Annotated in this window: 21 protein-coding genes and 1 tRNA gene; 2 read left to right on the plus strand and 20 right to left on the minus strand. The window is 57.6% G+C overall.

Annotated features, from left to right (window positions below; all coding sequences use genetic code 11):
• Window positions 1-40: 40 nt before the first annotated feature.
• The 12 genes from hisI to J3T92_RS04975 form a co-directional block, all read right to left on the minus strand.
• A complete protein-coding gene (hisI, locus tag J3T92_RS04920) occupies window positions 41-439 on the minus strand; it encodes a phosphoribosyl-AMP cyclohydrolase (RefSeq protein WP_267400030.1) in 399 nt (132 codons plus the stop codon).
• Window positions 440-579: 140 nt separating this feature from the next.
• The gene (gene hisF / locus J3T92_RS04925) at window positions 580-1356 is read right to left on the minus strand and encodes an imidazole glycerol phosphate synthase subunit HisF (protein WP_267400032.1); all 777 of its coding nucleotides are present in this window, start codon (window positions 1354-1356) and stop codon (window positions 580-582) included.
• 113 nt (window positions 1357-1469) lie between these two features.
• Window positions 1470-2657 (minus strand): 23S rRNA (adenine(2503)-C(2))-methyltransferase RlmN, encoded by a 1188-nt coding sequence (gene rlmN / locus J3T92_RS04930; protein ID WP_267400033.1) that lies wholly within the window; start codon window positions 2655-2657, stop codon window positions 1470-1472.
• 37 nt (window positions 2658-2694) lie between these two features.
• Entirely contained in the window at window positions 2695-3684 is a 990-nt protein-coding gene (locus tag J3T92_RS04935; RefSeq protein WP_267400034.1) for a phosphatidate cytidylyltransferase, read from the minus strand.
• Between the two features lie 25 nt (window positions 3685-3709).
• A complete protein-coding gene (gene frr, locus J3T92_RS04940) occupies window positions 3710-4264 on the minus strand; it encodes a ribosome recycling factor (RefSeq protein WP_024627683.1) in 555 nt (184 codons plus the stop codon).
• A gap of 114 nt (window positions 4265-4378) precedes the next feature.
• Window positions 4379-5134, minus strand: a complete 756-nt coding sequence (pyrH, locus tag J3T92_RS04945; protein ID WP_267400036.1) for a UMP kinase — start codon at window positions 5132-5134, stop codon at window positions 4379-4381.
• Window positions 5135-5344: 210 nt separating this feature from the next.
• A complete protein-coding gene (tsf, locus tag J3T92_RS04950; RefSeq protein ID WP_267400038.1) occupies window positions 5345-6199 on the minus strand; it encodes a translation elongation factor Ts in 855 nt (284 codons plus the stop codon).
• 27 nt (window positions 6200-6226) lie between these two features.
• Window positions 6227-7096, minus strand: coding sequence for a 30S ribosomal protein S2 (gene rpsB, locus J3T92_RS04955; RefSeq protein ID WP_024627680.1), 870 nt, complete (start codon window positions 7094-7096; stop codon window positions 6227-6229).
• Window positions 7097-7321: 225 nt separating this feature from the next.
• Window positions 7322-7804 carry a peptide deformylase gene (locus tag J3T92_RS04960; protein ID WP_267400039.1) on the minus strand — a complete coding sequence of 161 codons (483 nt, stop codon included), beginning with the start codon at window positions 7802-7804 and terminating at the stop codon, window positions 7322-7324.
• A gap of 3 nt (window positions 7805-7807) precedes the next feature.
• Entirely contained in the window at window positions 7808-9760 is a 1953-nt protein-coding gene (locus J3T92_RS04965; RefSeq protein WP_267400040.1) for an AMP-dependent synthetase/ligase, read from the minus strand.
• A gap of 38 nt (window positions 9761-9798) precedes the next feature.
• Window positions 9799-10353 (minus strand): hypothetical protein, encoded by a 555-nt coding sequence (locus J3T92_RS04970; RefSeq protein ID WP_034524942.1) that lies wholly within the window; start codon window positions 10351-10353, stop codon window positions 9799-9801.
• A gap of 199 nt (window positions 10354-10552) precedes the next feature.
• Window positions 10553-11677 carry a GuaB3 family IMP dehydrogenase-related protein gene (locus J3T92_RS04975; RefSeq protein ID WP_267400041.1) on the minus strand — a complete coding sequence of 375 codons (1125 nt, stop codon included), beginning with the start codon at window positions 11675-11677 and terminating at the stop codon, window positions 10553-10555.
• Window positions 11678-11840: 163 nt separating this feature from the next.
• Between J3T92_RS04975 and J3T92_RS04980 the strand changes: the two genes are divergently transcribed.
• Both J3T92_RS04980 and J3T92_RS04985 read left to right on the plus strand, forming a co-directional pair.
• The gene (locus tag J3T92_RS04980) at window positions 11841-13100 is read left to right on the plus strand and encodes an NADP-dependent isocitrate dehydrogenase (protein WP_267400042.1); all 1260 of its coding nucleotides are present in this window, start codon (window positions 11841-11843) and stop codon (window positions 13098-13100) included.
• Between the two features lie 207 nt (window positions 13101-13307).
• Window positions 13308-14891: a hypothetical protein gene (locus tag J3T92_RS04985; RefSeq protein WP_267400044.1), complete on the plus strand. Its 1584-nt coding sequence runs from the start codon at window positions 13308-13310 to the stop codon at window positions 14889-14891.
• On the opposite strand, the gene J3T92_RS04990 is transcribed toward J3T92_RS04985, so the two are convergent.
• The 8 genes from J3T92_RS04990 to J3T92_RS05025 all read right to left on the minus strand — a co-directional run bounded on the left by J3T92_RS04990 (window position 14861) and on the right by J3T92_RS05025 (window position 24590).
• On the minus strand, window positions 14861-16687 hold the full coding sequence (locus J3T92_RS04990) for an AMP-dependent synthetase/ligase (protein ID WP_267400260.1): 1827 nt from the start codon (window positions 16685-16687) through the stop codon (window positions 14861-14863). The genes J3T92_RS04985 and J3T92_RS04990 overlap by 31 nt on opposite strands.
• A gap of 119 nt (window positions 16688-16806) precedes the next feature.
• Complete coding sequence (locus J3T92_RS04995) at window positions 16807-17172, minus strand: M23 family metallopeptidase (RefSeq protein WP_267400045.1); 366 nt, start codon at window positions 17170-17172, stop codon at window positions 16807-16809.
• 774 nt (window positions 17173-17946) lie between these two features.
• A complete protein-coding gene (locus J3T92_RS05000) occupies window positions 17947-19026 on the minus strand; it encodes a LacI family DNA-binding transcriptional regulator (RefSeq protein ID WP_324123895.1) in 1080 nt (359 codons plus the stop codon).
• 153 nt (window positions 19027-19179) lie between these two features.
• Window positions 19180-20079, minus strand: coding sequence for a carbohydrate ABC transporter permease (locus J3T92_RS05005; protein ID WP_229133174.1), 900 nt, complete (start codon window positions 20077-20079; stop codon window positions 19180-19182).
• Window position 20080: 1 nt separating this feature from the next.
• The gene (locus J3T92_RS05010; RefSeq protein WP_267400053.1) at window positions 20081-21007 is read right to left on the minus strand and encodes a carbohydrate ABC transporter permease; all 927 of its coding nucleotides are present in this window, start codon (window positions 21005-21007) and stop codon (window positions 20081-20083) included.
• 61 nt (window positions 21008-21068) lie between these two features.
• Complete coding sequence (locus tag J3T92_RS05015; RefSeq protein ID WP_267400054.1) at window positions 21069-22439, minus strand: ABC transporter substrate-binding protein; 1371 nt, start codon at window positions 22437-22439, stop codon at window positions 21069-21071.
• Between the two features lie 56 nt (window positions 22440-22495).
• Entirely contained in the window at window positions 22496-24031 is a 1536-nt protein-coding gene (locus J3T92_RS05020; RefSeq protein ID WP_267400055.1) for an alpha-N-arabinofuranosidase, read from the minus strand.
• Between the two features lie 486 nt (window positions 24032-24517).
• Window positions 24518-24590, minus strand: a tRNA-Asn gene (locus tag J3T92_RS05025).
• Window positions 24591-24610: the final 20 nt, after the last annotated feature.

Below are 24610 nucleotides of genomic sequence, written 5' to 3' on the forward strand. Positions count from 1 at the left end.
GCGTCTTTCTCCACTGGATTACCCATTACCCTTCCTCGCTCTACATCTGTGTCTGAGTACGATTGCCCTGCACCGCAGGCAAGGGTCCTCCGGCTTCAAAACACGACCTGTGTCCGGTGTGGCAGGCCGCCCCCACCTGGTCGACTTCGATAAGCAAGGCGTCCCCGTCGCAGTCGATGCTGACGCCCTTGACGTATTGGACATGCCCGGAGGTTTCCCCCTTGCGCCAGTATTCCTGTCTGGAGCGGGACCAGAAGGTGACCCTTCCTGTAGTCAGGGTCCGTCTTAGGGCCTCCTCATCCATGTACCCGACCATGAGCACCTGACGGCTGTCATACTGTTGGACCACAGCGGCAACAAGTCCCTTGGAATCCTTCTTCAGCCTGGCCGCTATGCTCGGATCCAAACGTGCTTCCTGGTCCTTCGAAGACTGTGACATTGATCCTCATTCTCCTGATTTGTCCGACACATCCTTGCCGGTTGATTGTTTATGGTATGGGTATGGTTTCCCGATGACTGCCAGCATGGCCAGCAAATGCCATGCAGCATATGATGTCGAAATTATCTGCCAGATTGGGTTCAGGCCTGCCATCGAACCGGATACCCGGCCGTATGAAGCGCCTGCTTGACATCCTTGATGGACACCTGGCCGAAATGGAAGACGGAAGCCGCCAGGACCGCATCGGCCCCGGCCTTGACCGCAGGAGGAAAATCGGCGGCCTTGCCTGCGCCACCGCTAGCGATGAGCGGAAGAGAGACAGCCTTGCGCACGTCGGCGATCATCTCCAGATCGAATCCCTGACGGGTGCCGTCTGCATCCATGGAGTTGAGGAGGATCTCACCGGCTCCAAGCTTTTGAGCCTGCTTGACCCAGTCGATGGCATCGATGCCGGTGGACTGCTTGCCACCCATGGTGGTCACCTCATATCCTGAGGTAATGCCCTGGGCATTGGATCGGCGGGCATCGACCGAAAGCACCAGGACCTGACGACCGAACCGCTGGGCGATATCCCCGATGACCTGCGGATTGGCAATGGCTGCCGTGTTGATGCCGACCTTGTCGGCCCCTGACCGCAGGAGAGTGTCGACATCCTGCGGCGTCCGCACACCTCCGCCGACGGTCAATGGAATGAAGATCTGGTCGGCAGTGCTCTTGACCAGGTCCACCATGGTGGCTCGCCCGCTTCCAGAGGCAGTCACATCCAGAAAAGTCAGTTCGTCAGCGCCCTGCTGGTAGTAAGCGGAAGCCAGTTCGACCGGGTCGCCCGCATCGCGCAGATTTTTGAAGTGGACGCCTTTGACCACACGGCCCTGGTCGACATCCAGGCAGGGAATGACACGAACCGCTACCGCCATGCGACCTGCCTTCCTGCCTGAACCGATTTGTTTGAGTCAAGACCTTAGCTGCTCTGGTGTCCGAAGGCCCTGGCATGTCCACACTATGGCATGAACGCATTGTAAAAGCTGATTCAGGCCTGAAGCTTGACGGCCTTGGCTGCCAGCTGCCCGCAGGCACCGTCGATGTCCGATCCGCGAGTGTCCCTCATGGTTGCAGTGATTCCGGCCTTGTGGAGGATGTCCAGGAAGCGCTGCTCGTCCTCGGGCTTGGAGGCCGTCCAACGGGACCCCTCGATTGGATTCAAGGGTATGGGATTGACATGAGCCCAGTCGTCCCCGTAATGATTGAGGCGCTTGGCCAGAAGGCGGACATGCTCGGCTTGGTCGTTGATGCCTCGCATCAGGGCATACTCGATGCTGACCCGTCTGCCACTAGCCAGGTAGTAGTCGTGGGCCGCGTCCAGAACCTGGGTGGTGTTGAAGCGTCTGTTCATGGGAACCAGCTCGTCGCGCAACTTATCGCTGGGAGCATGGAGGGAGACGGCCAGACGGACCGGAATGCCCTCTTTGGTCAGCTTGCGGATGCCGGGGACCACACCGACCGTGGAGACGGTGATGTTCCTAGCCGAGATGCCGAATCCCTTGGGTGGCAGGGCACTGATCTGTCTGACTGCGGAAAGCACAGCCCGATAGTTGCCCATGGGCTCGCCCATCCCCATGAAGACGATGTTGCTCAGACGTCCCGGGCCTCCGGCAACCTGTCCGGACCGCATCATCCGGGAGGCGGCCCTGACCTGTTCCAGAATCTCGCCGGTCGACATGTTCCGGGTCAATCCAAGCTGACCGGTGGCGCAGAAGGGACAGCCCATACCGCAGCCGACCTGACTGGAGATGCAGAGGGTGGCTCTGGAGGGATAGCGCATAAGCACGGACTCGATCCTGGACCCGTCGAAGAGCTCCCAGAGGGTCTTGATGGTCGTCCCTTGGTCCGCCTTCTGGACAGTGACCGGGGTGATCAGTTCAGGGAAGAAGCGGTGCACGGCCTCCTGACGGCTGGCTGCGGGAAAGTCCGTGAAGTCGTCCGGATTGGTGGACAGATGGTTGAAGTAATGGTTGGCCAGCTGCGAGACCCGGAATTTCGGCAGACCCAGTTGCGCGCAGACCTCCTGACGCTCATGCTGGTCCATATCCGTAAAGTGGCGCGGTGGCTTGCCTCGACGGGCGTGGTCGGCCGCCAGAACGTCGCGGAAAGCCCCATCCTCGCCTCCTGGGGTGATGCCGGTTTCAGGCTCGGCACCGGTCAAATCGACATCTGTCATACCTCTACCTCATCCTGTATCAGCCGTCAAATACCGGTCACAGACCGGTAATCAAAAGAACCAGTGTGATGAACGGTGCGGACATGAGGATGGAATCCACCCTGTCCAGCACTCCGCCATGGCCCTTGAGCAGGTGGCCCATGTCCTTGATCCCCAGGTCACGTTTGATCAAGGATGCGCTCAGGTCCCCTAGGGTGCCTGTGGCTCCGACCATGATGCCCATGAGCAGGGCGACCCACCAGATCCGCCCCCAAACCGCCATGGGATAGGTGGCCGCGAAGATAACCAGGGCGCCAACCAGACAGCAGAGCATGGAGCCTGCCAACCCCTCCACGGATTTGCCGGGAGAGATGCGGGGCGAGATCTTGTGCTTACCGAAGAGCGAGCCAAAGAGAAGACCACCGATGTCGCTTAAGGCGGGCAGGAAAATCACCATGAATGCGTGTGCGGCAGGATGCCCGCCGAAGGTGGTGGGCAGGGTTATCAGACAGGCCAGAAGGGTGATGTAGACAACGGTCAGAAGGGTGACGCCCACATTGGCCAGGCTGCTTGATCGGTTCTCCCCATCTGAGGCGCCATAGGAGGCATCGGCCATGGTCTGCGCATCCTTGCCCGAGAGCTTGGCGTTCACCGCCTTGACCAGCCGACCGCCCAGGCGATGGTTGCGGGTGGCCGCAAGGGCCCCGACCAGAGCGGTGATCAGAACTCCGGCGGTCATGACCGCCACGTGATCAGGAGCGTAGAAGGAGGCCAGCATGGTGGCAGCCGAGCAGATCCAGAGCTCGACCACCGGTATATGCAGGCCAGCCGTGGCAAAGTCCACCCTGAGCTCCCAAAGCCCCAGGGTCATGAAGATCACGATCAGGTAGATGAATGCGTCGATGCGCACCAGGATGCAGGCCAGGATGATGACCACCAGAAGCGCGCCAGTGGCCACCGCCTGCGGCATGTTGCGTCCGGTCCGCTTGTTCAGGCTTGCGACGGCATCCTGACCGGCCTTCTCGGCCGAGCTTTCCTTAATACTCATGAAGTGTGGACCCTCCCCAGGCGGATCAGACCTCGAGGATCTCCTTCTCCTTGGCATCCAGGAGCTGATCAATCATGTCGTTCTTCTGCTTGGTGACGGTCTCCAGCTCCTTCTGCAGCCGGTTGCCTTCATCCTCGCCCAGGTCGCCATCCTTGACCTTGGCCTCCAGCTCTTCCTTGACCTTGCGCCGGATGTTGCGGACGGCCACCTTGCCCTCCTCAGCCTTGGTCTTGGCCAGCTTGACGTAATCCCGGCGGCGCTCCTCGGTCAGCTCGGGCATGGTGACCCTGATGACGTTGCCGTCACGGCTAGGGTTGACGCCCAGGTCCGAATCGCGAATGGCCTTCTCGACCGCACCCGCCTGGGAGGGGTCGAAGGGGGTGACGGCCAGGGTGCGAGGCTCCGGGACGCCGATGGATGCCAGCGACTTGATGGGCGTGGGAGTGCCATAGTACTCAACCATGATGTCGTTGAGGAAGGAGGGGTTGGCACGCCCGGTCCTGATTCCCGAGAAGTTCTCCTTGGTCGCCTCGATGCTCTTGTCCATCTGCCTTCCGGCCTGGTCCACCACTGTGGTCATGATCTGCTCCTTGCTGTATGGACCATCCGCCTGTGCGCGCGAGGTCCGTCATTCTTATACTCTACGGCCATGGGGCCACAGGGGCCAAGCGGCGCGGGGTGTGCCCGCAACCGGTCACAGGGTACGATCAGGACCACCGTGGACCAGGGTGCCCAGACGCTGGCCCTTGAGCGCTCCGGTCACGTTGCCATCACCCTCCAGTCCGAAGACACGGATGGGCATATCGTTGTCCCGGGCCATGGACAGGGCTGCCGCATCCATGACGGCCAAATTGTCCACCAGAGCCCGCTGATAGCTCAGATTGGTGAACATGCGCGCAGAAGCCTGCTTGTGCGGATCAGCCGTATACACGCCATCCACACCGTTCTTGCCCATGAGGACCTCGACGCAATGAATCTCCAGAGCCCGCTGGATGGAGACGGTGTCGGTGGAGAAGTAAGGCATGCCTGATCCGGCACCGAAGATGACCACACGACCCTTTTCCAGATGACGGATGGCCTTGAGCGGGATATAGGGCTCGGCCACCTGGCCCATAGTGATGGCTGTCTGCACCCTGGTGGCCTGACCATCCTGCTCCAGGAAGTCCTGCAGGGCCAGGCAGTTCATGACCGTACCCAGCATGCCCATGTAGTCGCCGCGCGAACGCTCGATTCCGGCCTGGCTGAGCTCGGCTCCGCGGAAGAAGTTGCCGCCGCCCACCACGATGGCCACCTGCACGCCGCCCTGTACCGCCTGGACGATCTCCTTGGCCACCCGCTTGACCACCTGCACGTCGATGCCGACCTCGCCTCCCCCGAAGGCCTCTCCGGAGAGCTTGAGCAGCACACGACGAGGCGATGCTGGGTTTTGCGCTGAATCGGATCCAGTCATAAAAGCCCTTTCTCCAAACATGATGACGGGCGGAATACGCCGGTAACTAGGGTATCGGGGCTGGACGACAACCCCTTCTTGGTCAGGCTCGGGACAAAAGAAGGGGAGCAGCCACGAAAGCCACTCCCCTATCGTCAATTACCATCAATGCCGGTCATCTGCCTATCCCTCAGCTCAGGATCAGGCCAGGCAACTCAGTACATTGCTGGGCTACTCCTCTTCGTCGCCTTTGCCGACCTCGAGACGGGCGAAGGCCAGAGCCTTGCCGCCAGCCTGCTTGAAGAGGTCGCCAATGGTCTTGGAAGTGTCCTTGACATACTGCTGCTCCAGCAGGACGGTCTCCTTGAAGAAGGCGTTCAGACGCCCCTCGACGATCTTGGGGATAATCTTCTCGGGCTTGCCTTCGGCCTGGGACTTCTCAGTGGCCACGCGACGCTCGGACTCCACCACGTCGGCAGGCACATCCTCGCGGCTGAGCCACTTGGGGCTCATGGCGGAGATCTGCAGAGCCACCTCATGGGCCACCTGGGCGCCGGCCTCATCAGTGGCGATCATGGCCACAATGGAGGGGGGCATTTCCACGGACTTGCGGTGGGCGTAAATCTCCACACGGGGGCCCTCGACCCGGGCCACCTGGCCGACCTTGACGTGCTCATGGAAGAGCGCGCCGGCCTCCTCTACGGTCTCCTTGACGGTGCCGGACTTGGATGGAGCGGCATCGACCTGCTCGACGTTGGAGGCATCAGCCTTGGCCACGTCGTCGATGACCTCTTGGCCGAACTCGACGAACTGAGGGGTCTTGGCCACGAAGTCGGTCTCGGAGTTGAGCTCGACGGCGTAGCCGATCTGACCCTGTCCGCCCTCGACGACGGTGGAGGCGATCAAGCCCTCCTGAGCCTTGCGACCCTCGCGGGCGCCTGCGGCCTGGATACCGGTGGCGCGGATGATCTCCTTGGCGCGGGCCATGTCGCCCTCGGCCTCGGTCAGGGCCTTCTTGACGTCCATCATGCCGGCGCCGGTCTGATCGCGCAGCTCCTTGATCAGTGCAGCGGTGATTTTTGCCATGAAACTCTCCTATCTAGACGTCAGATTTCAGGCAGCCTGATCGGCAGCGGGGGTCTCCTGCTGCTCTTGCGCAGGCTGCTCGGCCTGGGGAGCCTGGGCAGTCTCCTGGGCCTGCTCCTGCGGCTGTCCGTCCTTGTTCTCCAGCAGGTTCTTCTCCCACTCGGCCATGGGCTGGTCGGAGGCCTCCTCGGTCTTGGCGGCCTTGCCGGAACGCTCCAACAGACCGTCAGCCACGGCATCGGCCATCAGCCTGGTCAGCAGCTCGACGCCACGGATGGCATCATCGTTGGCGGGAATGGGGTAGGTGACAAGTTCGGGATCCGTGTTGGTGTCCACCAGGGCCACGACCGGGATACCCAGCTTGTTGGCCTCGGAGACCGCCAGGGCCTCCTTGTTGATGTCGACCACGAACAGGGCCGAAGGGGTGCGGTTCATGTTGCGGATGCCGCCCAGCTGACGCTCCAGCTTGTCCTTCTCGCGACGCAGCAGCAGGAGCTCCTTCTTGGTCAGCCCCGAGCCGTGCACGTCGTCGAAGTCCATCTCCTCCAGCTCCTTCAAGCGGCCGACCCGCTTGGTCACGGTCTGGAAGTTGGTCAGCATGCCACCCAGCCAACGCTCGGAGACGTAGGGCATGTTCACCCGGGTGGCCTGGGCCTTGATGGCCTCCTGGGCCTGCTTCTTGGTCCCCACGAAGAGCACGGTGCCGTTGTGGGCGACTGTCTGCTTGATGAAGTCATAGGCCTGGTCGATCAGACCGAGCGACTTGAAGAGGTTGATGATGTGGATGCCGTTGCGCTCCATCAGGATGTACTGCTTCATCTTGGGGTTCCAACGACGGGTCTGGTGTCCGAAGTGGACGCCGGCCTTCAGCATTTCGCTCATGGTGATCTGTGCCATGTCTATACCTTTCATTGTCGGTTATTGCCTGGCCATGTGCACCTGCGTGCAACTCCGAGGAGCCGACCGACACAGGACGTCGCGGACATGGCGCGAATTTGCGGCGTGTGTTCGGGAATACGCTTGGCGCGCCTGCCCGCCCGTGACAGCAGACCTGCGCAGTGACACGCCGAATTACCATGATACCCGAGGCCAATGACCTCGGGTATCATGTTCGCCCTCTGCCTACCTAGCTGATCTCAGCTGCTGCATGGCCTTGCGACGGACGTCGCTCTCCAGCCGATCCACATAGACATGGCCGTCCAGGTGATCGCACTCGTGCTGGATCATCCGCCCCATGATGCCATGGCCCTCAAGAGTCACCGTCTTGCCATCCAGGTCGATGCCGTGTGCTCGGGCGTAGTCGGCACGCCTGGTCGGATACCAAAGGTTGGGCAGGGACAGGCATCCCTCCTCGCCATACTGCTCGCCGGAGGCCTTGTCGATGACCGGATTGATGATGTAGCCCACCTTGCCACCAATGTTGTAGGAGAAGACGCGCAGGCCCACCCCGATCTGATTGGCCGACAGGCCTGCCCTGCCCGGGTCGTCCACGGTGTCCACCAGGTCACGGACCAGACTGCGCACAGCCGGGGTGATGCTGGTCACTGGATCGCAGGGGGTTCGCAAAACCGGATCGGGAACCACTCTGATTGTACGAATCGCCACTGCTTACTCCTCGTCCTCCGGGGCCGCTTCCTCCTCCTGGCGGCCATCACGCTTGCGTCCGGTCATGCTTGCCAGGGAATCGCTCATGGTGGTCCGTGCCCTGCTGACAATGTCGTTCTCCTTGGCAGCAGGCTTGGCTGGCGTCCTAGGCGCATAGAGGACCTTATCCACGAGTTCAGCGTACTGGCGGAGCACCTCGGGGCGCACCACCTTCAGGCTGGGGGTCAGGGTGCCGTCCTCCTGACTGAAGTCCTTGTCCAGCACCAGGAACTTACGCACCGACTCGGCCCGCGAGACGTTGCAGTTGGCCTTGTCCACATACTGCTGGATGAAGGCATGGATGGCCTCGTTGTGGCTGGCCTGCTCCATGCTCATGTCAGCGTCCAGACCCTGGGAGGTCAGCCAGGACTTCAGCATCCCGGCGTCCAGGGTGACCAGGGCACCTACGAAGGGCCTGCCGTCGCCCACGACCACGGCCTGGGAGACTACGGGGCAGGTGCTGATGACATCCTCCAGGGGAGCCGGGCTCACGTTCTTGCCGCCGGCGGTGATGATAACGTCCTTTTTGCGGCCGGTGATGAAGACGAAGCCCTGGTCGTCGATCTGGGCCAGATCACCGGTGTGGAGCCAGCCATCCTTATCGAGCACGGTGGAATCAAGCTCAGGCTGGTGGTAGTAGCCCATGAAGACGCTGGGACCCTTGACCAGGAGCTCATCGTCGTCGCTCAGCCTGACCGTGATGCCCGAGCCAGGGCGGCCGACAGATCCCACCTCGTTGGCATCCTCGAAGTTGACGATGCAGGGTGCTGCCGTCTCGGTCATCCCGTAGCCCTGAATGAAGGTGATCCCGTCGATCCCGTTGAAGAAATGGGCCAGGTCGGCGTTCATGGGCGCGCCGCCGCAGGCCAGGTAACTCAGGTTGGAGCCCAGGGCGGACTCGATCGTATTGCCGACGGTCTTGGTGTAGAAGGCGTGGGCGAGGCGGGTAAACAGCGAATGACCGTTCCCCTCCTGCTCGTCCTTGGACCACTTGATGAAGTGCTTGGTGGCCTTAGCGAAGACCTTGCCGGCCATGCCGGTGCCGGCCTTTTGCGAGGCAGCGTTGTAGACCTTCTCGAAGACGCGTGGCACGCCCAGCAGATATGTGGGCCGGAAGGTGCGCAGATCGGTCAGCAGGTGCTTGGCGTTGGAGACGTATCCAACCACGCCCTGGGCGCCGATAGCCACATACTGGATGTAGCGGGCGAAGCAGTGGGCAAGGGGCAGGAAGAGCATCAGGCGGGAGGGCGCTGCCAGCATGTGGTAGAGCACATCCCAGCCCACAAAGACGATGTGGACGAAGTTCCGGTTGGAGAGCATGGCGCCCTTGGGCTCCCCAGTTGAGCCCGAAGTGTAGACGATGGTGGCCAGATCGTCGGCCTTGACTTGGGCAATGGCCTGATCCAGGCGCTCATCTTCGATCCCTTGGCCGAATTCGCTGACTGCGTTCAGGCCCCCGGCTTCGAAATTGAAGACGTACTTGAGCTTGGGCGAGGATCCCCGGACCTGCTCCAGGATCTGTGCATGCTCTGAGTCACCGGCAAAGGCCAGGATGCAGTCCACATCCTGAACGATCTTCTGGGCCTGGCTGGGCGAGTCGGTCTCGTAGATGGGCACAGAGACCGCCCCGATGGCAGCGCAGGCAAAGTCCGTAACCCCCCAGTCATAACTGGTGGAGGCGTAGATGACCACAGTGCTGCCCTTTTCCACGCCCAAAGCCATCATGCCCTTGGCCACGGCGCGAACCCGTGCGGACATCTGCCCGGCCTTGACATCGTGCCAGTTTCTGGTCATGGGATCCTGCCACTGGGCAACCAGCTCTTCAGGGTCACGGGCGGTGCGTTTTGCCAGGAGTGAATAGATGGTGTCCTTGTCCGTCGTCGGGTGTTGAAGCTCGACCGTATATTCACGCAACATACCCACCATCATATGGGTCAACCCGCCAAAGCCGCCGCCTAGCCCATGTCGAAGCGCACACAGACCCAGCGCGAACCGCTTCTGGCGACGATCAGGTTGGTCAGCACAGTGCGCTCACCGACCAGAAATCCGATGGTGGTTTCGTACCGGTCACGGTCTACGCGGTAGATCTCAACCAGTTTAGGGATCAGCGGCAGATAAGTCATGCCGGCGTGGTCCGCTGTTCGGACCATGCCCAGATGCCGATCCCGTAGCAACTGGGCCAGCAGGGCCAATCGTTCCATGCAGACGCGGTTGAGCACACGATCCAGGCTCTTCATAGGTAAACGACCCCGCAACACATCGAAGACCCTGGATGCCAAGGCGCACAGATTGACAAGAATACGCTTGAGATCCGCAGACAGGCCCTCATGCCCGGCAGCATCCCCCGGCCGGATGAAGTTGACCGTTCGCACTGTCAGGTTGATGTCGCCAAATCCCAAGGGGACCTGCGTGCAGGTAGACGGCCACCAGCCGCCGACCTCCTGTCCTGTCGACTCCTCGGTTGCTTGATCTTGGTCCCAGACCGGTGCCAGATCCATATACTCCGTCATACTTCTCCCCTCGCACTACTATGTGCTTGTTCCCCCTCCCATGCCGGCGAGGTGCACTGGGCAACCGACGCAACGACAGCGAATACGTCCAGAGTAAGAATGCACTGAGGGATTGTAAAGGCCGGTTCAGGAATGTGGTCAACCTGGACCGGCCTTTAGACAGATTATGGATAAATGGACCGTGAATGTCCTGTTCTACTCAGCAGCGGGGGGCGGGGGTCACTGCCACACGGCACTTCTGGAAGTTTTTGACATCCACATAACCGGTGGAAGCCATGGCCCGGCGCAGGGCCCCGATCAGATTCAGACTGCCGTCGGTGCGATCGCTGGGACCGAAGAGTATGCGCTCCAGGCTGCCCACCTGCCCGACCTGGACCCTGCGGCCCCTCGGCAGTTCAGGATGATGAGCTTCGGCCCCCCAGTGCATGCCCTGGCCGGGAGCCTCCGTAGCCTTGGCTAAGGGCGTGCCCAGCATGACCGCGTCGGCCCCCATGGCCAAGGCCTTGACAAAGGAACCCGAGGTACCAGTCTCCCCATCAGCGATGACCTGAACGTAACGTCCGCCCGACTCGTCCAGGTAGTCGCGACGCGCCTCGGCCACATCCGAGATGGCCGTGGCCATAGGCGCTTGGATTCCGACGGTGGCGGAATCAATGGATGACGCTCCCCCGCCGAACCCGACCAGCACCCCGGCGGCTCCAGTGCGCATCAGATGCAGGGCAGCCTGATAGGTGGCGGCCCCGCCGACGATGACCGGAACGTCCAGGTCATAGATGAACTTCTTTAAATTCAGGGGCTCATGGCTGGTGGAGACGTGTTCGGCCGAGACCGCTGTTCCTCGGATCACGAAGAGGTCCACGCCCGCATCGACCACCGTGGCATAGAACTCCTGGGTGCGCTGAGGGGACAGGGCTCCGGCCACCGTGACCCCGGCCTTGCGAATCTCCTGCAGACGGCGGGTGATCAGCTCCGCCTTGACCGGCTCCCGGTAGGCTTCCTGAATGACCCCGGTCGCCTGCTCCGGCGAGGCATGGGCTATCCGGTCCAGCTGCGGACGCGGATCCTCATACCGGGTCCACAGTCCCTCCAGGTCCAGCACGCCCAGTCCGCCCATCCGTCCCAGGGCGATGGCCGTCTCCGGGCTGGTGACCGAATCCATGGGCGCTGCCAAAAGTGGCAGGTTGAACTCGTAGGCATCCACCTGCCAGGCCGTGGAGACATCCTGGGGATCCCGGGTCCTTCTTGAGGGGAGTATGGAGACATCATCGAGCATGTAGGCCACCGTGGCCTTCTTGCCGAGACCGATTTCGATTTCCTGTGTCATGTCTGCCAGCCTAGCGCCTCACAATGACGCTCCGACGTGCTACGAACGGGTTACGAGCATGGGAACAGAGAGTAACAAACTTGGGATAAAACAGTTCGCGAGCGCAACTGAGGCATCGGGAGCAGGATCCGGCCCCCGACCCGCCGATCGATAGGAGGCCGCCATGGACAAGATCGCCGTGAAAGGACGTATCGTCGAGCTCGACGGTGACGAAATGACCCGGGTCATCTGGAAAATGATCAAGGAACGGCTGATTCTGCCCTACCTGGACGTGGACCTGGACTATTACGACCTGGGCATCCGCAACAGGGACGCCACCGACGACAAGGTCACCGTGCAGGCGGCACAGGCCATTCAGCGCGAGCACGTGGGCGTCAAGTGCGCCACCATTACCCCGGACGAGGCCCGGGTAAAGGAATTCGGTCTCAAGCGCATGTGGAAGTCGCCCAACGGTACCATCCGCAACATTCTTGGCGGAACCATCTTCCGCGAGCCCATCGTCATCGACAACATTCCCCGGCTGGTTCCCGGATGGTCCAAGCCCATCGTGGTGGCCCGCCATGCCTTCGGCGACCAATACCAGGCAACTGATTTCACTGTGCCCGGGCCGGGAAAGCTCAGCGTCGTCTTCACTCCTGAAGACGGGAGCGACCCGGTGACCCGAGAGGTGACCGTCTACCCAGGTCCGGGTGTGGCACAGGTACAGTTCAACCTGGACGACTCCATCCGCGACTTCGCGCGTTCCTGCTTCAACTACGCCCTGCAGAGGCACTATCCGGTCTACCTGAGCACCAAGAACACCATCCTCAAGGCCTACGACGGCCGGTTCAAGGACATTTTCGCCCAAGTCTACGAGCAGGAGTACCAGAGTCGGTTCGAACAAGAGGGGCTGACCTACCAGCATCGGCTGATCGACGACATGGTGGCCTCCTCGCTCAAATGGCAGGGCGGCTATGTCTGGGCCTGCAAGAACTACGACGGCGACGTCCAGTCCGATGCAATTGCTCAGGGGTTCGGATCCCTTGGTCTCATGACCTCCATGCTGATGACGGCCGATGGACAGACCGTAGAGGCCGAGGCCGCCCATGGGACCGTGACCAGGCATTACCGGCGCTGGCTCAAGGGGGAAACCACTTCCACCAACCCGATCGCCTCCATTTTCGCCTGGACCGGCGGGCTCAAGCAGCGGGCGCGGCTGGATGACACCCCCAAGGTGGCCGAGTTCGCGCAAACACTGGAATCCGTGGTCATCGAGACCGTACGCTCCGGTCGCATGACCAAGGATCTTGCCAGCCTGGTGGGTCCTGATCAGCCTTGGCTGGACACCGAAGGGTTCATGGACGCCTTGGACCATGCTCTTGCCGAGCGTATGTCTTCAGGTGCTGCAGAAGCCACCGAACGCAAGGCGGCCAAGGCAGACTAGCAGATAAGACACCAGCACCCTCTTCTTGCCATTGCAGACGGTTATTGCAGGCGGTTACTCTCCGCAGAACAGCCTTCACTATCACTTCCACCGGCGAGGACCGTCTACGCGAAACATCGGCCTTTCATACGCTCCTGCCCGAGAGCCCATAGAATGGTTGCTCGGGACCCGGCCAGAGTCGGGCTCTGTCGGAACGAAGGAGCGAACGTGAAGAAGACCGGCTTTGCACGGCATTTGTCCGGCTTGCTGGCCCTGCTGGCGAGTTTGGTCATGGTGGCATCGGCTGGTGCTTGCGGTGGTCCGGCCTTGGGCAGTGCACAACAGTCTCCGAGCGCCCCACAGAGCCAAGGGGCTACTGCGGCCGCTGAGGTCCCCGGTCGGGTGGCTATTTTCACTCCCTCCGACGGCATCACCCTCTCCCAGCACACGCCCATCAACAAGTGGGCCGCGCTGGTTCCTGAGCTCAAGGCAGCACTGGCCAAGGAGCATCTTCCCAATAAACACATCGATGCCTACACCAGCGGGAACCTGGAGGATCAAAGCAAGGAGCTGCAGGATTACCTGGTCAACCGCCTTTCGGAGCGCAAGGCCGGGAAGACTTCAGAGCCGACCACACTGGTGGTGGCACCCATGACCTCGCCAGATTCCATTACCCGCCAGTATGGCGACTATATCAGCCAGTCATTGGATGCCGATGCCAAAGACAAGGCGCGCGCACGTCTGGTCTCTTCTCTGCGTCTTGCTGCGGGCGCGGGCATGCATGTGGTCCTGCTGGCCAACCAGGTGCCGGGCATCCAACCGGATCTGTTCGTGCAATTATCTGATGCACGGGCCATCGGTCAGATGCAGGCGGACAAGCTGGCCAGCAAACTGGAACTGGACAAGGCCAGCAAGGACAACCCCTGCCGCATCGAAATTCTGCTGCCGAACCGGACAGCTGACGCATCATCTGATGCATCCCCTGCTGACAAGGGTGTTGAAACCGTCCAGGCTGAGCAGAATTCCCTCCCCGCCCAGGCTTTCGCAGGAATCTGGCAGGTGTTGGGGCCCTACTTCAAGGATGGACGGGCTATCAGCCCCTCTGGGCTCCTGAAGACAGACAGCACCGAGAAGGACTGGCAGGCGATCGCCTTTGATCCAGGCAAGGACGCTTCGGCTACGGGCAAAGAGCTGGCGACCCGCCTGGCCACAAACGATGATGCCAAGACCCATACCGAGGTGGACGGCATTCTGGCCATGAACGACTTCATTGTTTCCGGCGTGGTCTCTGAGCTCGGGGATCTGGGTTATCGGGGTTCTTCGGCGGACGTCAACCCGGAGATCTCAATATCAGGCATTGTGGGATCCATGGTCGGTCATCAGGATCTGCACCGGCAGCACGTGCCCAAGCCTGCTCAGAGCCCTGCAGCCCAGAATCCGACGGCGTCGCAGGCTGATCCTTCGCAGACCACGGGCAGGACTCAGGATTCCACGCCCTCGGACGACCACGCTGCCTGGCCCGTCATCAGTGGATACGGCGCCTACGTGGACAACATCCCTCAAATCGTGGACGGACGGCAGTGGATGACTGGTCTGGAGGACAGACTGGGTCTTGCGGCTGATATGGCCAAGGCCTGTGTCGGGCTCAACAGCCAGGGCAAGGTGCCAGCCATGGATACGATCCACACCGTCAACCAGGACGGCAAGCAACAGCGCCGCCTGTCAAGACCCTTGGTTGCGGTTTCGGCCTCCAACCTCAAGGCGGCTCTGATTGATACAGGCTACATCAAGCCAGCCGACGCAGGTCTCTGAGCATAGATCTTCTGCTCGATCTGGTCTTCATACCGCTTGAGAACCTCCTGGCGACGGGGCTTGTATGATGCGGTGAGCAGTCCATTTTCACGAGTGAAGTCCTGGTCCAGAACTAGATAGCGGCGGATTCCCTCGGCCCGGGAGACCTGCGCATTGGCCGCATCTACCGCACGATCGATCTCCGTGCGGATGATAGGGTTCTCCCCAGCCGAAGCGGCATCGTCCAAGGGTTCAGCGCCCTGGTCCCGCAACCACTTGTTGACCTCCTCGAGATTGAGGGTGATCAGGGCCGAAATGAAAGGCCTGCGGTCTCCGATGACCATGCAATGGCTGATGATGGGCGAACGCTCAACGGCTGTTTCCAGCAGCGAAGGCGAGATGTTCTTACCCCCTGCAGTGATGATGATCTCCTTGCGCCGACCGGTCAACCGAACGAACCCGTCTTCGTCCAGACTGCCCAGATCACCGGTCAGCAGCCAACCGTCGCGAATCTGCCTGGTGGTGATTTCCGGATGGTTGTGGTAGCCCATGCAGACATCGGGGCCCTTGACACACAGCTGGCCCTCCTGGTCAATGCCCACGGTGATGCCGGGCATGGGCAAGCCGATGGTGCCCAGTCTGTAGCCTTCGGTGGGGTTGACCGTCACTGGACCCATGGTCTCGGTCATACCGTAGCCCTCCAGCAGAGGCAAACCTATGCCGTTGAAGAAGTCCGCAATGTCCCTGTCCAAGGGAGCTCCGCCCGAAATGGCATACCGGACCCGGCCGCCCAAGGCCTCCAGGATGGGGTCGTAAACGGTGCCTGTGTACATGAGATGCTTGGTCTTCAGCGACATGGGAACCCGGCTTCCGGTCTGCTGATGACGAGACCACTGCCTGGCCACTCCTGCAGCATCCAGGAAAATCCTGCCCCTGGCGCCTGTTCCGGCCCGCTGGGAGGCAGCGTTGTAAATCTTCTCGAAGATTCGCGGCACAGCCAGGATAAAAGTGGGCTTGAAGGTCTGCATGTCCTGCAACAGATTGCGGATGGACCCGGTAAGCCCCAGGGTGAGATCCGTGGCAATGGCGAAGAACTGCAGGCAGCGGGCGAAAGCGTGGGCCAGGGGCAGGCAGAGCAGAAGCCGCTTGCCCTCACCCAGGCAGATGTCAGGGACTGCCTGAGTACCTGAACGGACAGTGAAGACGATGTTGCTATGGCTGAGTTCTATACCCTTGGGCTTACCCGTGGAGCCTGAGGTATAGACGATGGTGGCCAAGTCGAAACCCTGCACCGAGTCGGCACGGGCTTGGAAGTCTGCCTGGTCCACCGCCCGCCCGTAGGCGGTCATGGTGGTCAGCGCTCCCCTGGTAATCACATACAAGTCGTTCAAATAGGCACACTGGGAGCGAACCGCATCCACTCGGGCCCTCATGTCGTCATCCTCCAGAAAGGCCATGCCGACATGGGAATCGTTGAAGATGCGCCGAATCTGATCGGGAGAGTCGGTCTCGTAGACCGGCACCGTCACGGCTCCGATGGACAGGATGGCCATGTCCAGGGCAGTCCATTCCCATCGGGTGTGCGAGACGATAGCCACCGAATCTCCCCGGCCTACCCCCCGGGCCATAAGCCCTTTGGCCAGCGCGATCACACGGTCGCGAAACTCACGGGCCGTTATCGTGCTCCACTCGCGTCCGCTCCGGTATTCGATCAAAGGATCGTCACCCAGGCGCTCCACCCTGTCCTCAAGCAGGGAGAAGACACCGGCATCGGCGTCTATGGGCTTCTCAAGCGGACGCGTAAATTCTTCCTGCATGTTCTGCATGACCACTCCCTGCTGAAACGGCGTTATGCTTTACGATTCTAACCGCTCCCCCGGGCCGGCGATATACCTGGTCTGCAGACGCGCGAGTCTCGCAGGCGGACCGCGCACTCCTATAGAGGCTTGAGACGAATGCGGTGCCGTCCGACTTTAGCGCCTGGATCCAGATAGTGATCATGACCATCTTTCAGCCCCCAGTGCAGACAATCTTGATCACAGTGGTCAGAGACCCCCTCTACTTCTCCCCAGACTGTGCCGGCCTGCAGCCGGGTTCCCTCCGGCAATGAGCTCTTCGTCGGCTCATAGGTGGAGGTCAGTTTGCCGTGACGAATGGAGACCACGTCCTTGCCTGCTACAGAACCGACAAAATTGATGACACCATCTGCCGGGGCCCGGATGTGCCTGCCTTGTTGCACTGCCAGATCGATCCCGCGATGACCGCTCAGCCATGGATGATCCGGAGGATCGAAGGGACGCATAATCTCTGGGTCGGCCTTATCACCAGGCAAAGGTTCAAGGGGCCACAGCCAGCCCCGGCGACAGGCTGAGGTCGATGAGGTAACTCGACCATTCTGCGCCGGAGCTGCAGCCGAAGGCAGGGTCGGCGCAGGCTGAGACGCGACGGTTGCCGTAGGCCCCGCGGTCGACAGGACCAGTGCCAGCGTCAGTGCCAGCAGGGTCCTGGGAAACCAGGGGGGCCGACAGCCGGAAGGCATGTCAGGCATCCGGCCGGTAACCCTCCGGATACCCTTGTTCTTATGGTCACGCGCACAGGCCATAGTCGCACCTTCATTCCGTCATCGTGGGTACCCGATTGGGCGCCCACCATCATGATGGACTGGATGCCAAAGCCATGTGAACCAGAAAGAGGCATGTGGTCAAATATGTAGTCTTCCACAGCTCGTCCGGCGAAAACCTAATGGTAATTGTTCCTACAAGAGCGCAAGGAATGAGGAAAAGACTCGTCAAAAGTGTTGACCGAACTTATACTTTGTAAACTGAGAAACCTTCTAACAAAATTAGGTAAAGGTTACACTAACTGCTATTGAATGCAGATGGGTTCTTACATATATCTCGTCTAATGTAAATATGCGAATAAGAAACTAGTGCCAAGCTATTAAAAAGTTGGAGAACTAGAATCAGCAAAGCTCACAGACGACCAGGCCCAAAACGAATTCATCAGAAATTACTTCAACAAACAATCACATTTCTTGCAATTGTTGAACCATAATTAAAGGTCAAGCCGCTTCTGCCTAGTTTGTTGCGGATATTGCTTTAGTATGTTTTTCTGTGGGGAAAGCCAGGGTTGAATCTCTCTCAACGAGTTGGAAATCAGTCACAAAAGTCCTAGATTTGCCCTTGTACCCATTAATGCGCTCAATCAACATATCAATAGCATGCTCAACGTAATCATTTAGGTATGGATCGATGGTAGTCAGTGATGGAGTCGAGTAGGACGACTCCGGTACATCGTCGAATCCCACGACTTGAACATCTTCGGGAATGCGAATTCCCTCGTTCTGCAAACCATGCAAGGCACCCAGCGCCATGGCATCAGTCAGGCAAATAATCGCATCCGGGCGTATACCTTTGGACAACATTTGTGTCACAGCCTGTACGCCGCTAACTCCTTCCATCCAATCCTTGGGCAGAAGCATCTGCCAATCCACCGATAGCCCCCGCTCTTCGAAGGCCTCGATATATCCCCTAATTCTCAGTTCTTGCAGGCCTTCGGTAGCGCACATGTATTCATTGCGCGTCTTTGGCTTTTCCGGTGCACCGAAGACTGCTATATGACGACATCCCATATCGAGCAACCTGCCTGTGACATACCGAATGGCTCTCGTATTAGGCATAGTCACCCAGTCAACACGATCATAGGAGTTGTAGTCACCGGCTAGAACAATCGGATAGGGCTGATCAAGGATGATACCTTCGTTCTTTAAAGGTTGGTCCGAAAAAAGCAGCCACCCATCTGCTGACAGCTTTGTAATTTCGTCCATGATGACAGGCAGACCTGATCTGTCCGACCCGTAAGTGCTAATCACTGTTCCATAACCGTGTTTTCGTGATATGTCTATGACTTTATCTGCCAAATAAGGGGCGAATGGCTGCGAAAAATCAAAAATTCCCAGACCTATGAGCTTGGTGGCACCCGTTTTTAATGAACGGGCCGATACATTGACCATGTATCCAAGTTCACGAATAGAGTTCTGCACGCGTTGTCTGGTGGAATCACGCATACTGCCAGTACCGTTGATAACATTGGACACTGTTTTGATGGAAACACCAGAATGCCTGGCTACATCCTTGATAGTCACTCTGGTTGTCAATAGAGCCCCTTACCAATCGGTAATTACATATATTCCGAATTCGCGCAACTCCACATAGTGGACTTATGCGAATTCGGAATATGTAACAACAATTCTGTTTTCAGTTTATCTCAACAAAGAACATACAGCCTAAATACCAGGTCCTTCCTTGAATCATGATTTAACAGATCCGGCCGTCAATCCTCCTACCCAGTACCTTTGCAGGAAGAGGAAAGCCAAGACCATGGGGATAATTGAGATGAAGGCTCCTGAAGTCACCAAATTCCAGACCTGTTCTGATGCTGCTCCGGCCTGGGATTTTGTCTGCCATTGGGTCAGCCCGACCGTAATCGGGAACAACTTTGGATTAGTGAGAACAACCTGAGGCAGGAAGAAGTTGTTCCAAGCACCGACCACGGAAAGCAGAAAGACTGTAGTAATTGCTGGGGTCATAATTGGCAGAGAAACTTGTGTGAAAGTTCTCAACTCACCTGCCCCATCAACTCGAGCCGCCTCGATCATCTCATCGGGTAGGGATTGCATGCAGTAGATTCTCATCAAGTAAACACCCATTGGATTAAGCAGAGATGGCAAAAGCACAGCCCAAATGGTGTTGGTCATACCGATGTCAGACATCAGCAGGAACGTGGGTATCACCAAGGCCGTCGAAGGAATCATCAAAGCACCAAGAACAATGTTGAAATATAGATTTCGTCCACGGAATCTGAACTTGGAAAAACCATACCCGGCCATAACCGCCACTACTGTGGCACCAAATCCTCCTACAAGAGCGTAAAGGAAGGAGTTGAAAATCCAGCGCCAGTAAATGCCATCCTGATAGGTCGTAAGTTGACCGATGTTCTTCCACAGGTCGAAATCCTTATCGAACCACATAGAGCCGTGGGCGCCGAAGAACAATCCCGAATTCGACTTTGTGGAGGCAACAATCAGCCACCATACAGGCAGGAGGAAATAGACCATGGCCAATATCAGTACTACATACACGAAAACGCTGGTATTACCCTGGATGCGCTTGGCACTTCTGCGAGTGCCACTTGTTCTTGTGGCTGACATGTCAGTCCTCCAATCCAGACTGATGACGAGTCAGTCTCATGAACAAAACGCTGAATATCACCACGACCAATCCCAGAGCAAACGAAACCGTGGCAGAGTAGTTGGTCTGGTTGTAGTTGAAAGCGAGAGCTTGCGCATACATATTGGGCGTATACTCGGGCGGTATGACCGTTGGCGCCTGATTGCGCAAAATGGTGGGTTCTGTATAGAACTGCAGGGTTCCGATAAGGGAGAAGATAGTCACCATGACCAATGATCCTGACACCATCGGCACCTTGATTCTTGTAGCAATCTTCAGTTCTGAAGCCCCATCTATTCTGGCTGACTCGTAGAGTTCATGCGGAATGGACTGCAAGGCCGAATACAAAATCACCATGTAGTACCCCGTCCATTGCCAAGTCACGACATTGACCAATGAACCGAAGATGCCGTTGGCGGTGAGGAAACCGGGAGTCTGCATTCCAAACAGCCCAAATATTGTAGTGAACGGACCCATATTCTTGGAGTACATAAATCCCCACATCAAGGCACCGATAACACCAGGAATTGCATAGGGCAGGAAAATAACCAGGCGAGAGACCGAGGCAAACTTGTTTTTAAAAGAGTCCAGGAGCAGAGCGAATATCAGGGCCAGACCCAATTGGATCGGAACCATGACGACGGTGTAGAGAATGACGCGCCCCATGCCGACCAGAAATATCGAGTCAGTAAAAACGCGCTGATAATTGGCGAACCCCGAGAAGGACTCCCCTTTGACTTGAGTATAAGTAAACAACGATACATAGAATGCGTAAGCAAGCGGTATCACAAGAAACAGCAGAAAGATGACCCCAAAAGGAGCCGTGAAGAACCATCCCCACATTGCTCTACGACTGCTGCCGACATTGGCTTTCGTCTTTCTCGGCTTAACTATTGCGTTCGAAGCCATTTCAGAACCTCCTAAAAAGGAGGGATACCGATCACGACATCCCTCCAATTAAAATGAGCAGTCACTCTATAGTGAAACCTTGCTGCTTGGCATAATTGTTCAGCTTGGTTTCCAGAGCTTTCAGGGTCTCCTTGCAATCATTACCTTTCTTGACAATTGCAGAGAAGGACTTGGTCTGTTCGTCATAGGCATAAGTCTGGAAGGGCAGGAACTCGTCACCTTTCCAAGCATTAGCCACTGGAATGGTGACTTCATTAGGCTTTTGGTTGCCCAAGAATGGCTCTTGCATGTTCTTGAAAGCGTCCGATGCGAGCTGCTTCTTCCAAGATGGGAACAATGCACCATCGGTGACACCGATATGCTGTGCTGTATCTGAATCGAACAGATCGTGAGCAACGCTGGCCGCTGCTTTGGTGTCTTTTGCTTGATCAGTTACAGCCCAAGCGGATCCTCCCTGGTTGACCTGAGGCGTGGAGTCATCCCAAACCGGTGCCTTATAGATCCTGAAATTGCCGCTTGAAGAATTGTCCAAGCCCTTGATGTAACCAGTCAGCCAGGAAGCCTGAACATAGGCAGCATACTTGCCGGAAATCATATTGTTGTTCCAGTCAGTCGTATTGGCGTCCGTCGTGTCGACCAGGCCCTCCTTGACCAGGTTCTGCCAGTACTCTAGAACCTTCTGCACACCTGGGGTATCCAACTTAATGCCTACCTTGTCAGGCGTCTTTGACGAATACTTGTAGACTTTCTCTCCCGCCTGAGCAAAGAGCGCAGGATTGACAGCGGTGCCGTTAGGAGCCCAATCGCTCAGGAACCCGTCGAAGCCGGCAGCTTTAAGATCCTTGCCTGCCTGCTCGAATTCCTTCCAAGTGGTTGGAACTTTGACATGGTATTTATCGAAGATGTCCTGACGCACGTACATGACGAAAGGACCAAGATCGACAGGAACGCCATAAACGGAGTTGCCGCCGCCCATGCTGACGCTCTTCCAGGCGCCTTCCGTGTACTCCTGCTTGTGATCATTCATTCCGTACTTGCTAAGGTCAACCAGATGCTTCTGAGCCCCCGCGACGAATTGCGGCATCGCTTCATACTCAAGCTGGATGATGTCAGGACCGCCGGACTTGGCTTTTATAGCATTATTGAATTTGGTGTATTCAGGACTTCCCTGACCAGCGTTCGTCCAGCACACCTGGATGTCATCATGGTTCTCGTTGTACTCATCGACTACTTTCTGAATGGCTGGATACCAGGCCCACACGGTGACCTTTTCCGCATTCGGCTTTTTAACCTTGTTCTGGCATTGTGCATTGGCATTCGCAGTTTTATCACTGTGCTCAGCCTGACTTTCACTCTTGGCGCCTCCACCGCCGCCACAGGCAGCCATGGAAATCGCTAAGATTCCCGAGAGTGCCGCTGCAATGATTCTCACAGTTCTCCTCATTATTTCTCCTTTGAATATATGTGGAAACCAACAATTTGTAATTATCAATCTATGTGGATAGCCGTCCACGAAACCGGAGGAAGCATGATACTCAATTTGCCGTTCTCAAAGGTAAAGTCCTTACGCGTCTGCAAACTGACACGCTCTGGATCCTCAAGCGTATTGCGAGCAGCAATATCTTCGTCATGGAGGCTCCGAACAACCACTTTGCCAGTTCTGTAGAGTCCGGAAAGATCGGAACGATACTCTACACTCCGATCAAGGCTGCGGTTGACAACGAAAACAGTCAGCGAGCCATCGGCTCCTCTTACCACAACAGAGTCCGTCATCGGCACATCGCCATATTGGCTGGTTTCGCATCTGTCGGCATCTTCCTGAGAGGGCAGCACACTGCCACCCTTGGCATATTTGGCAGTCAGAGCAAACGGGAAGAAAATGGTTTGTCTCCAAGCAGGACCACCAGGTTCTGTCATGATTGGAGCAATGACATTGACCAATTGAGCCAGACTGGCGGAATGCACGACATCAGCATTTCTGAGCAGGGTGATGAGCAGATCGCCAAACACCACTGCGTCAGCAACCGAATAGATATCTTCCAGAAGTCTCGAACCCTGAGGCCAGTTACCTATACCTACTGGAGGCTTACTCGGCTCTGCATCCTGATACCAGACATTCCATTCATCGAAAGATATATAGACCTTGTGCTTACTCTTGAGTCTGCCACGAACCGCCGCTATGACTGAAGCCACATCGCTGATGAACCCATCCATATCGACACCGGAAGCCAAGAAGCTGGCCATATCGCGATTGTGCGGTTCATAATACGCGTGGCAGGAAATGAAATTAATCTGATCGTAGGCTTCCTCCAGTACAGTACGTTCCCATTCACCGAAAGTAGGCATGCTGTGCGAAGAAGAGCCGCAGGCCACCAACTCTAGATCGGGGTCGACCATACGCATCGCCGTTGCAGTCTGAGTGACCAGTCTGGCGTATTCATGGGCGGTCTTGTGACCGATCTGCCAAGTACCATCCATCTCATTGCCTAAGCACCACATTCGAATTCCGAACGGCTGCTCACGACCATTGCGTCGGCGCATGTCAGACAAAGCCGTACCAGAAGGAATATTGGCGTATTCAAGTAGATCAAGGGCCTCTTGAATACCCCGTGTACCGAGATTGACAGCTTCCATGAGTTCGTTGCCGCCCAATTCATCCAGCCAATCCGCCATCTCATGAAGACCGAATTCATTGCTTTCGCCCGAATGCCAGGCCAGATCGATGCGCTTTGGACGTTCAGAGCGCGGCCCGACACCATCCTCCCAGCGATAGCCGGATACAAAGTTCCCGCCGGGATAGCGGATAGCAGTGACGCCAAGCTCCTTTACCAAATCAATGACGTCCTGTCTAAATCCCGCCTTGTTTGCAGTCGGATGATCTGGTTCGTAGATGCCTGTATAGATACCACGACCCAAATGCTCAACAAACGAGCCGAAAACGCGTTCATTGATGGGGATGGACCTTGTCTGCGTGTCCAGAATCAGATGCGCTTTTCCAGGCTTTGATTGTTGCCGTTCTTCCATGGATCTGGTCTCCTTTCCCCTGCCTTTTATGTCCATCAACAGTGCAAGGTTCTCTCTTTTGAGTACAACGTTGTTTTACCGCGAAATATGTAGAAGAATCATTTCTTTGCCTCGCTTTTCTCAGTGCAACCCTGCACATCACTAAATACACTATACAACAAAAAGAAAGTGCAGAACCAACAAGACATACAACGTTGTTCTAATTCGCCTGAGAATACACGCGACACGCCATCCGATGCAACACGATGCCTAAGGGTCTGTTGGGTCTTTTGACTGCTATATCTATAGGTAAATCTCAAAGCCGACTATCTACACATTGGGTTAAAGGAAACACGCAGAGAGGCAGAGCCTTGACAATTTCCCATCAGTCACTAAGTAGAAAACAATAAGCTAGCCCATTGCAATGACAGGCCAGTTCATTGCAGCTAGAACCAAACCAATATGGCTCACATAAAAAAAAACCGCCGGGGAACCGGCGGTTGAGAGCTCCCGCAGCTGGGCTTGAACCAGCGACATTTCGATTAACAGTCGAACGCTCTGCCAACTGAGCTATGCGGGAATGTCCCGTTCAACTCTCGC

Origin of the sequence: Bifidobacterium sp. B4081, from assembly GCF_026537335.1 — a bacterium.
Taxonomy (GTDB): Bacteria; Actinomycetota; Actinomycetes; order Actinomycetales; family Bifidobacteriaceae; genus Bombiscardovia.

What these genes read in the sequence shown, in the direction of transcription:
- rlmN (WP_267400033.1), bottom strand. Translation starts at nt 2,657, where the DNA reads ATGACAGATGTCGATTTGACCGGTGCCGAGCCTGAAACCGGCATCACC.
- J3T92_RS04975 (WP_267400041.1), bottom strand. Translation starts at nt 11,677, where the DNA reads ATGACACAGGAAATCGAAATCGGTCTCGGCAAGAAGGCCACGGTGGCC.
- J3T92_RS04935 (WP_267400034.1), bottom strand. Translation starts at nt 3,684, where the DNA reads ATGAGTATTAAGGAAAGCTCGGCCGAGAAGGCCGGTCAGGATGCCGTC.
- J3T92_RS04970 (WP_034524942.1), bottom strand. Translation starts at nt 10,353, where the DNA reads ATGACGGAGTATATGGATCTGGCACCGGTCTGGGACCAAGATCAAGCA.
- J3T92_RS04980 (WP_267400042.1), top strand. Translation starts at nt 11,841, where the DNA reads ATGGACAAGATCGCCGTGAAAGGACGTATCGTCGAGCTCGACGGTGAC.
- pyrH (WP_267400036.1), bottom strand. Translation starts at nt 5,134, where the DNA reads ATGACTGGATCCGATTCAGCGCAAAACCCAGCATCGCCTCGTCGTGTG.
- J3T92_RS05005 (WP_229133174.1), bottom strand. Translation starts at nt 20,079, where the DNA reads ATGTCAGCCACAAGAACAAGTGGCACTCGCAGAAGTGCCAAGCGCATC.
- J3T92_RS04990 (WP_267400260.1), bottom strand. Translation starts at nt 16,687, where the DNA reads ATGCAGGAAGAATTTACGCGTCCGCTTGAGAAGCCCATAGACGCCGAT.
- J3T92_RS04995 (WP_267400045.1), bottom strand. Translation starts at nt 17,172, where the DNA reads ATGCGTCCCTTCGATCCTCCGGATCATCCATGGCTGAGCGGTCATCGC.
- J3T92_RS05010 (WP_267400053.1), bottom strand. Translation starts at nt 21,007, where the DNA reads ATGGCTTCGAACGCAATAGTTAAGCCGAGAAAGACGAAAGCCAATGTC.
- hisI (WP_267400030.1), bottom strand. Translation starts at nt 439, where the DNA reads ATGTCACAGTCTTCGAAGGACCAGGAAGCACGTTTGGATCCGAGCATA.
- hisF (WP_267400032.1), bottom strand. Translation starts at nt 1,356, where the DNA reads ATGGCGGTAGCGGTTCGTGTCATTCCCTGCCTGGATGTCGACCAGGGC.
- J3T92_RS04965 (WP_267400040.1), bottom strand. Translation starts at nt 9,760, where the DNA reads ATGTTGCGTGAATATACGGTCGAGCTTCAACACCCGACGACGGACAAG.
- rpsB (WP_024627680.1), bottom strand. Translation starts at nt 7,096, where the DNA reads ATGGCACAGATCACCATGAGCGAAATGCTGAAGGCCGGCGTCCACTTC.
- frr (WP_024627683.1), bottom strand. Translation starts at nt 4,264, where the DNA reads ATGACCACAGTGGTGGACCAGGCCGGAAGGCAGATGGACAAGAGCATC.
- J3T92_RS05020 (WP_267400055.1), bottom strand. Translation starts at nt 24,031, where the DNA reads ATGGAAGAACGGCAACAATCAAAGCCTGGAAAAGCGCATCTGATTCTG.
- tsf (WP_267400038.1), bottom strand. Translation starts at nt 6,199, where the DNA reads ATGGCAAAAATCACCGCTGCACTGATCAAGGAGCTGCGCGATCAGACC.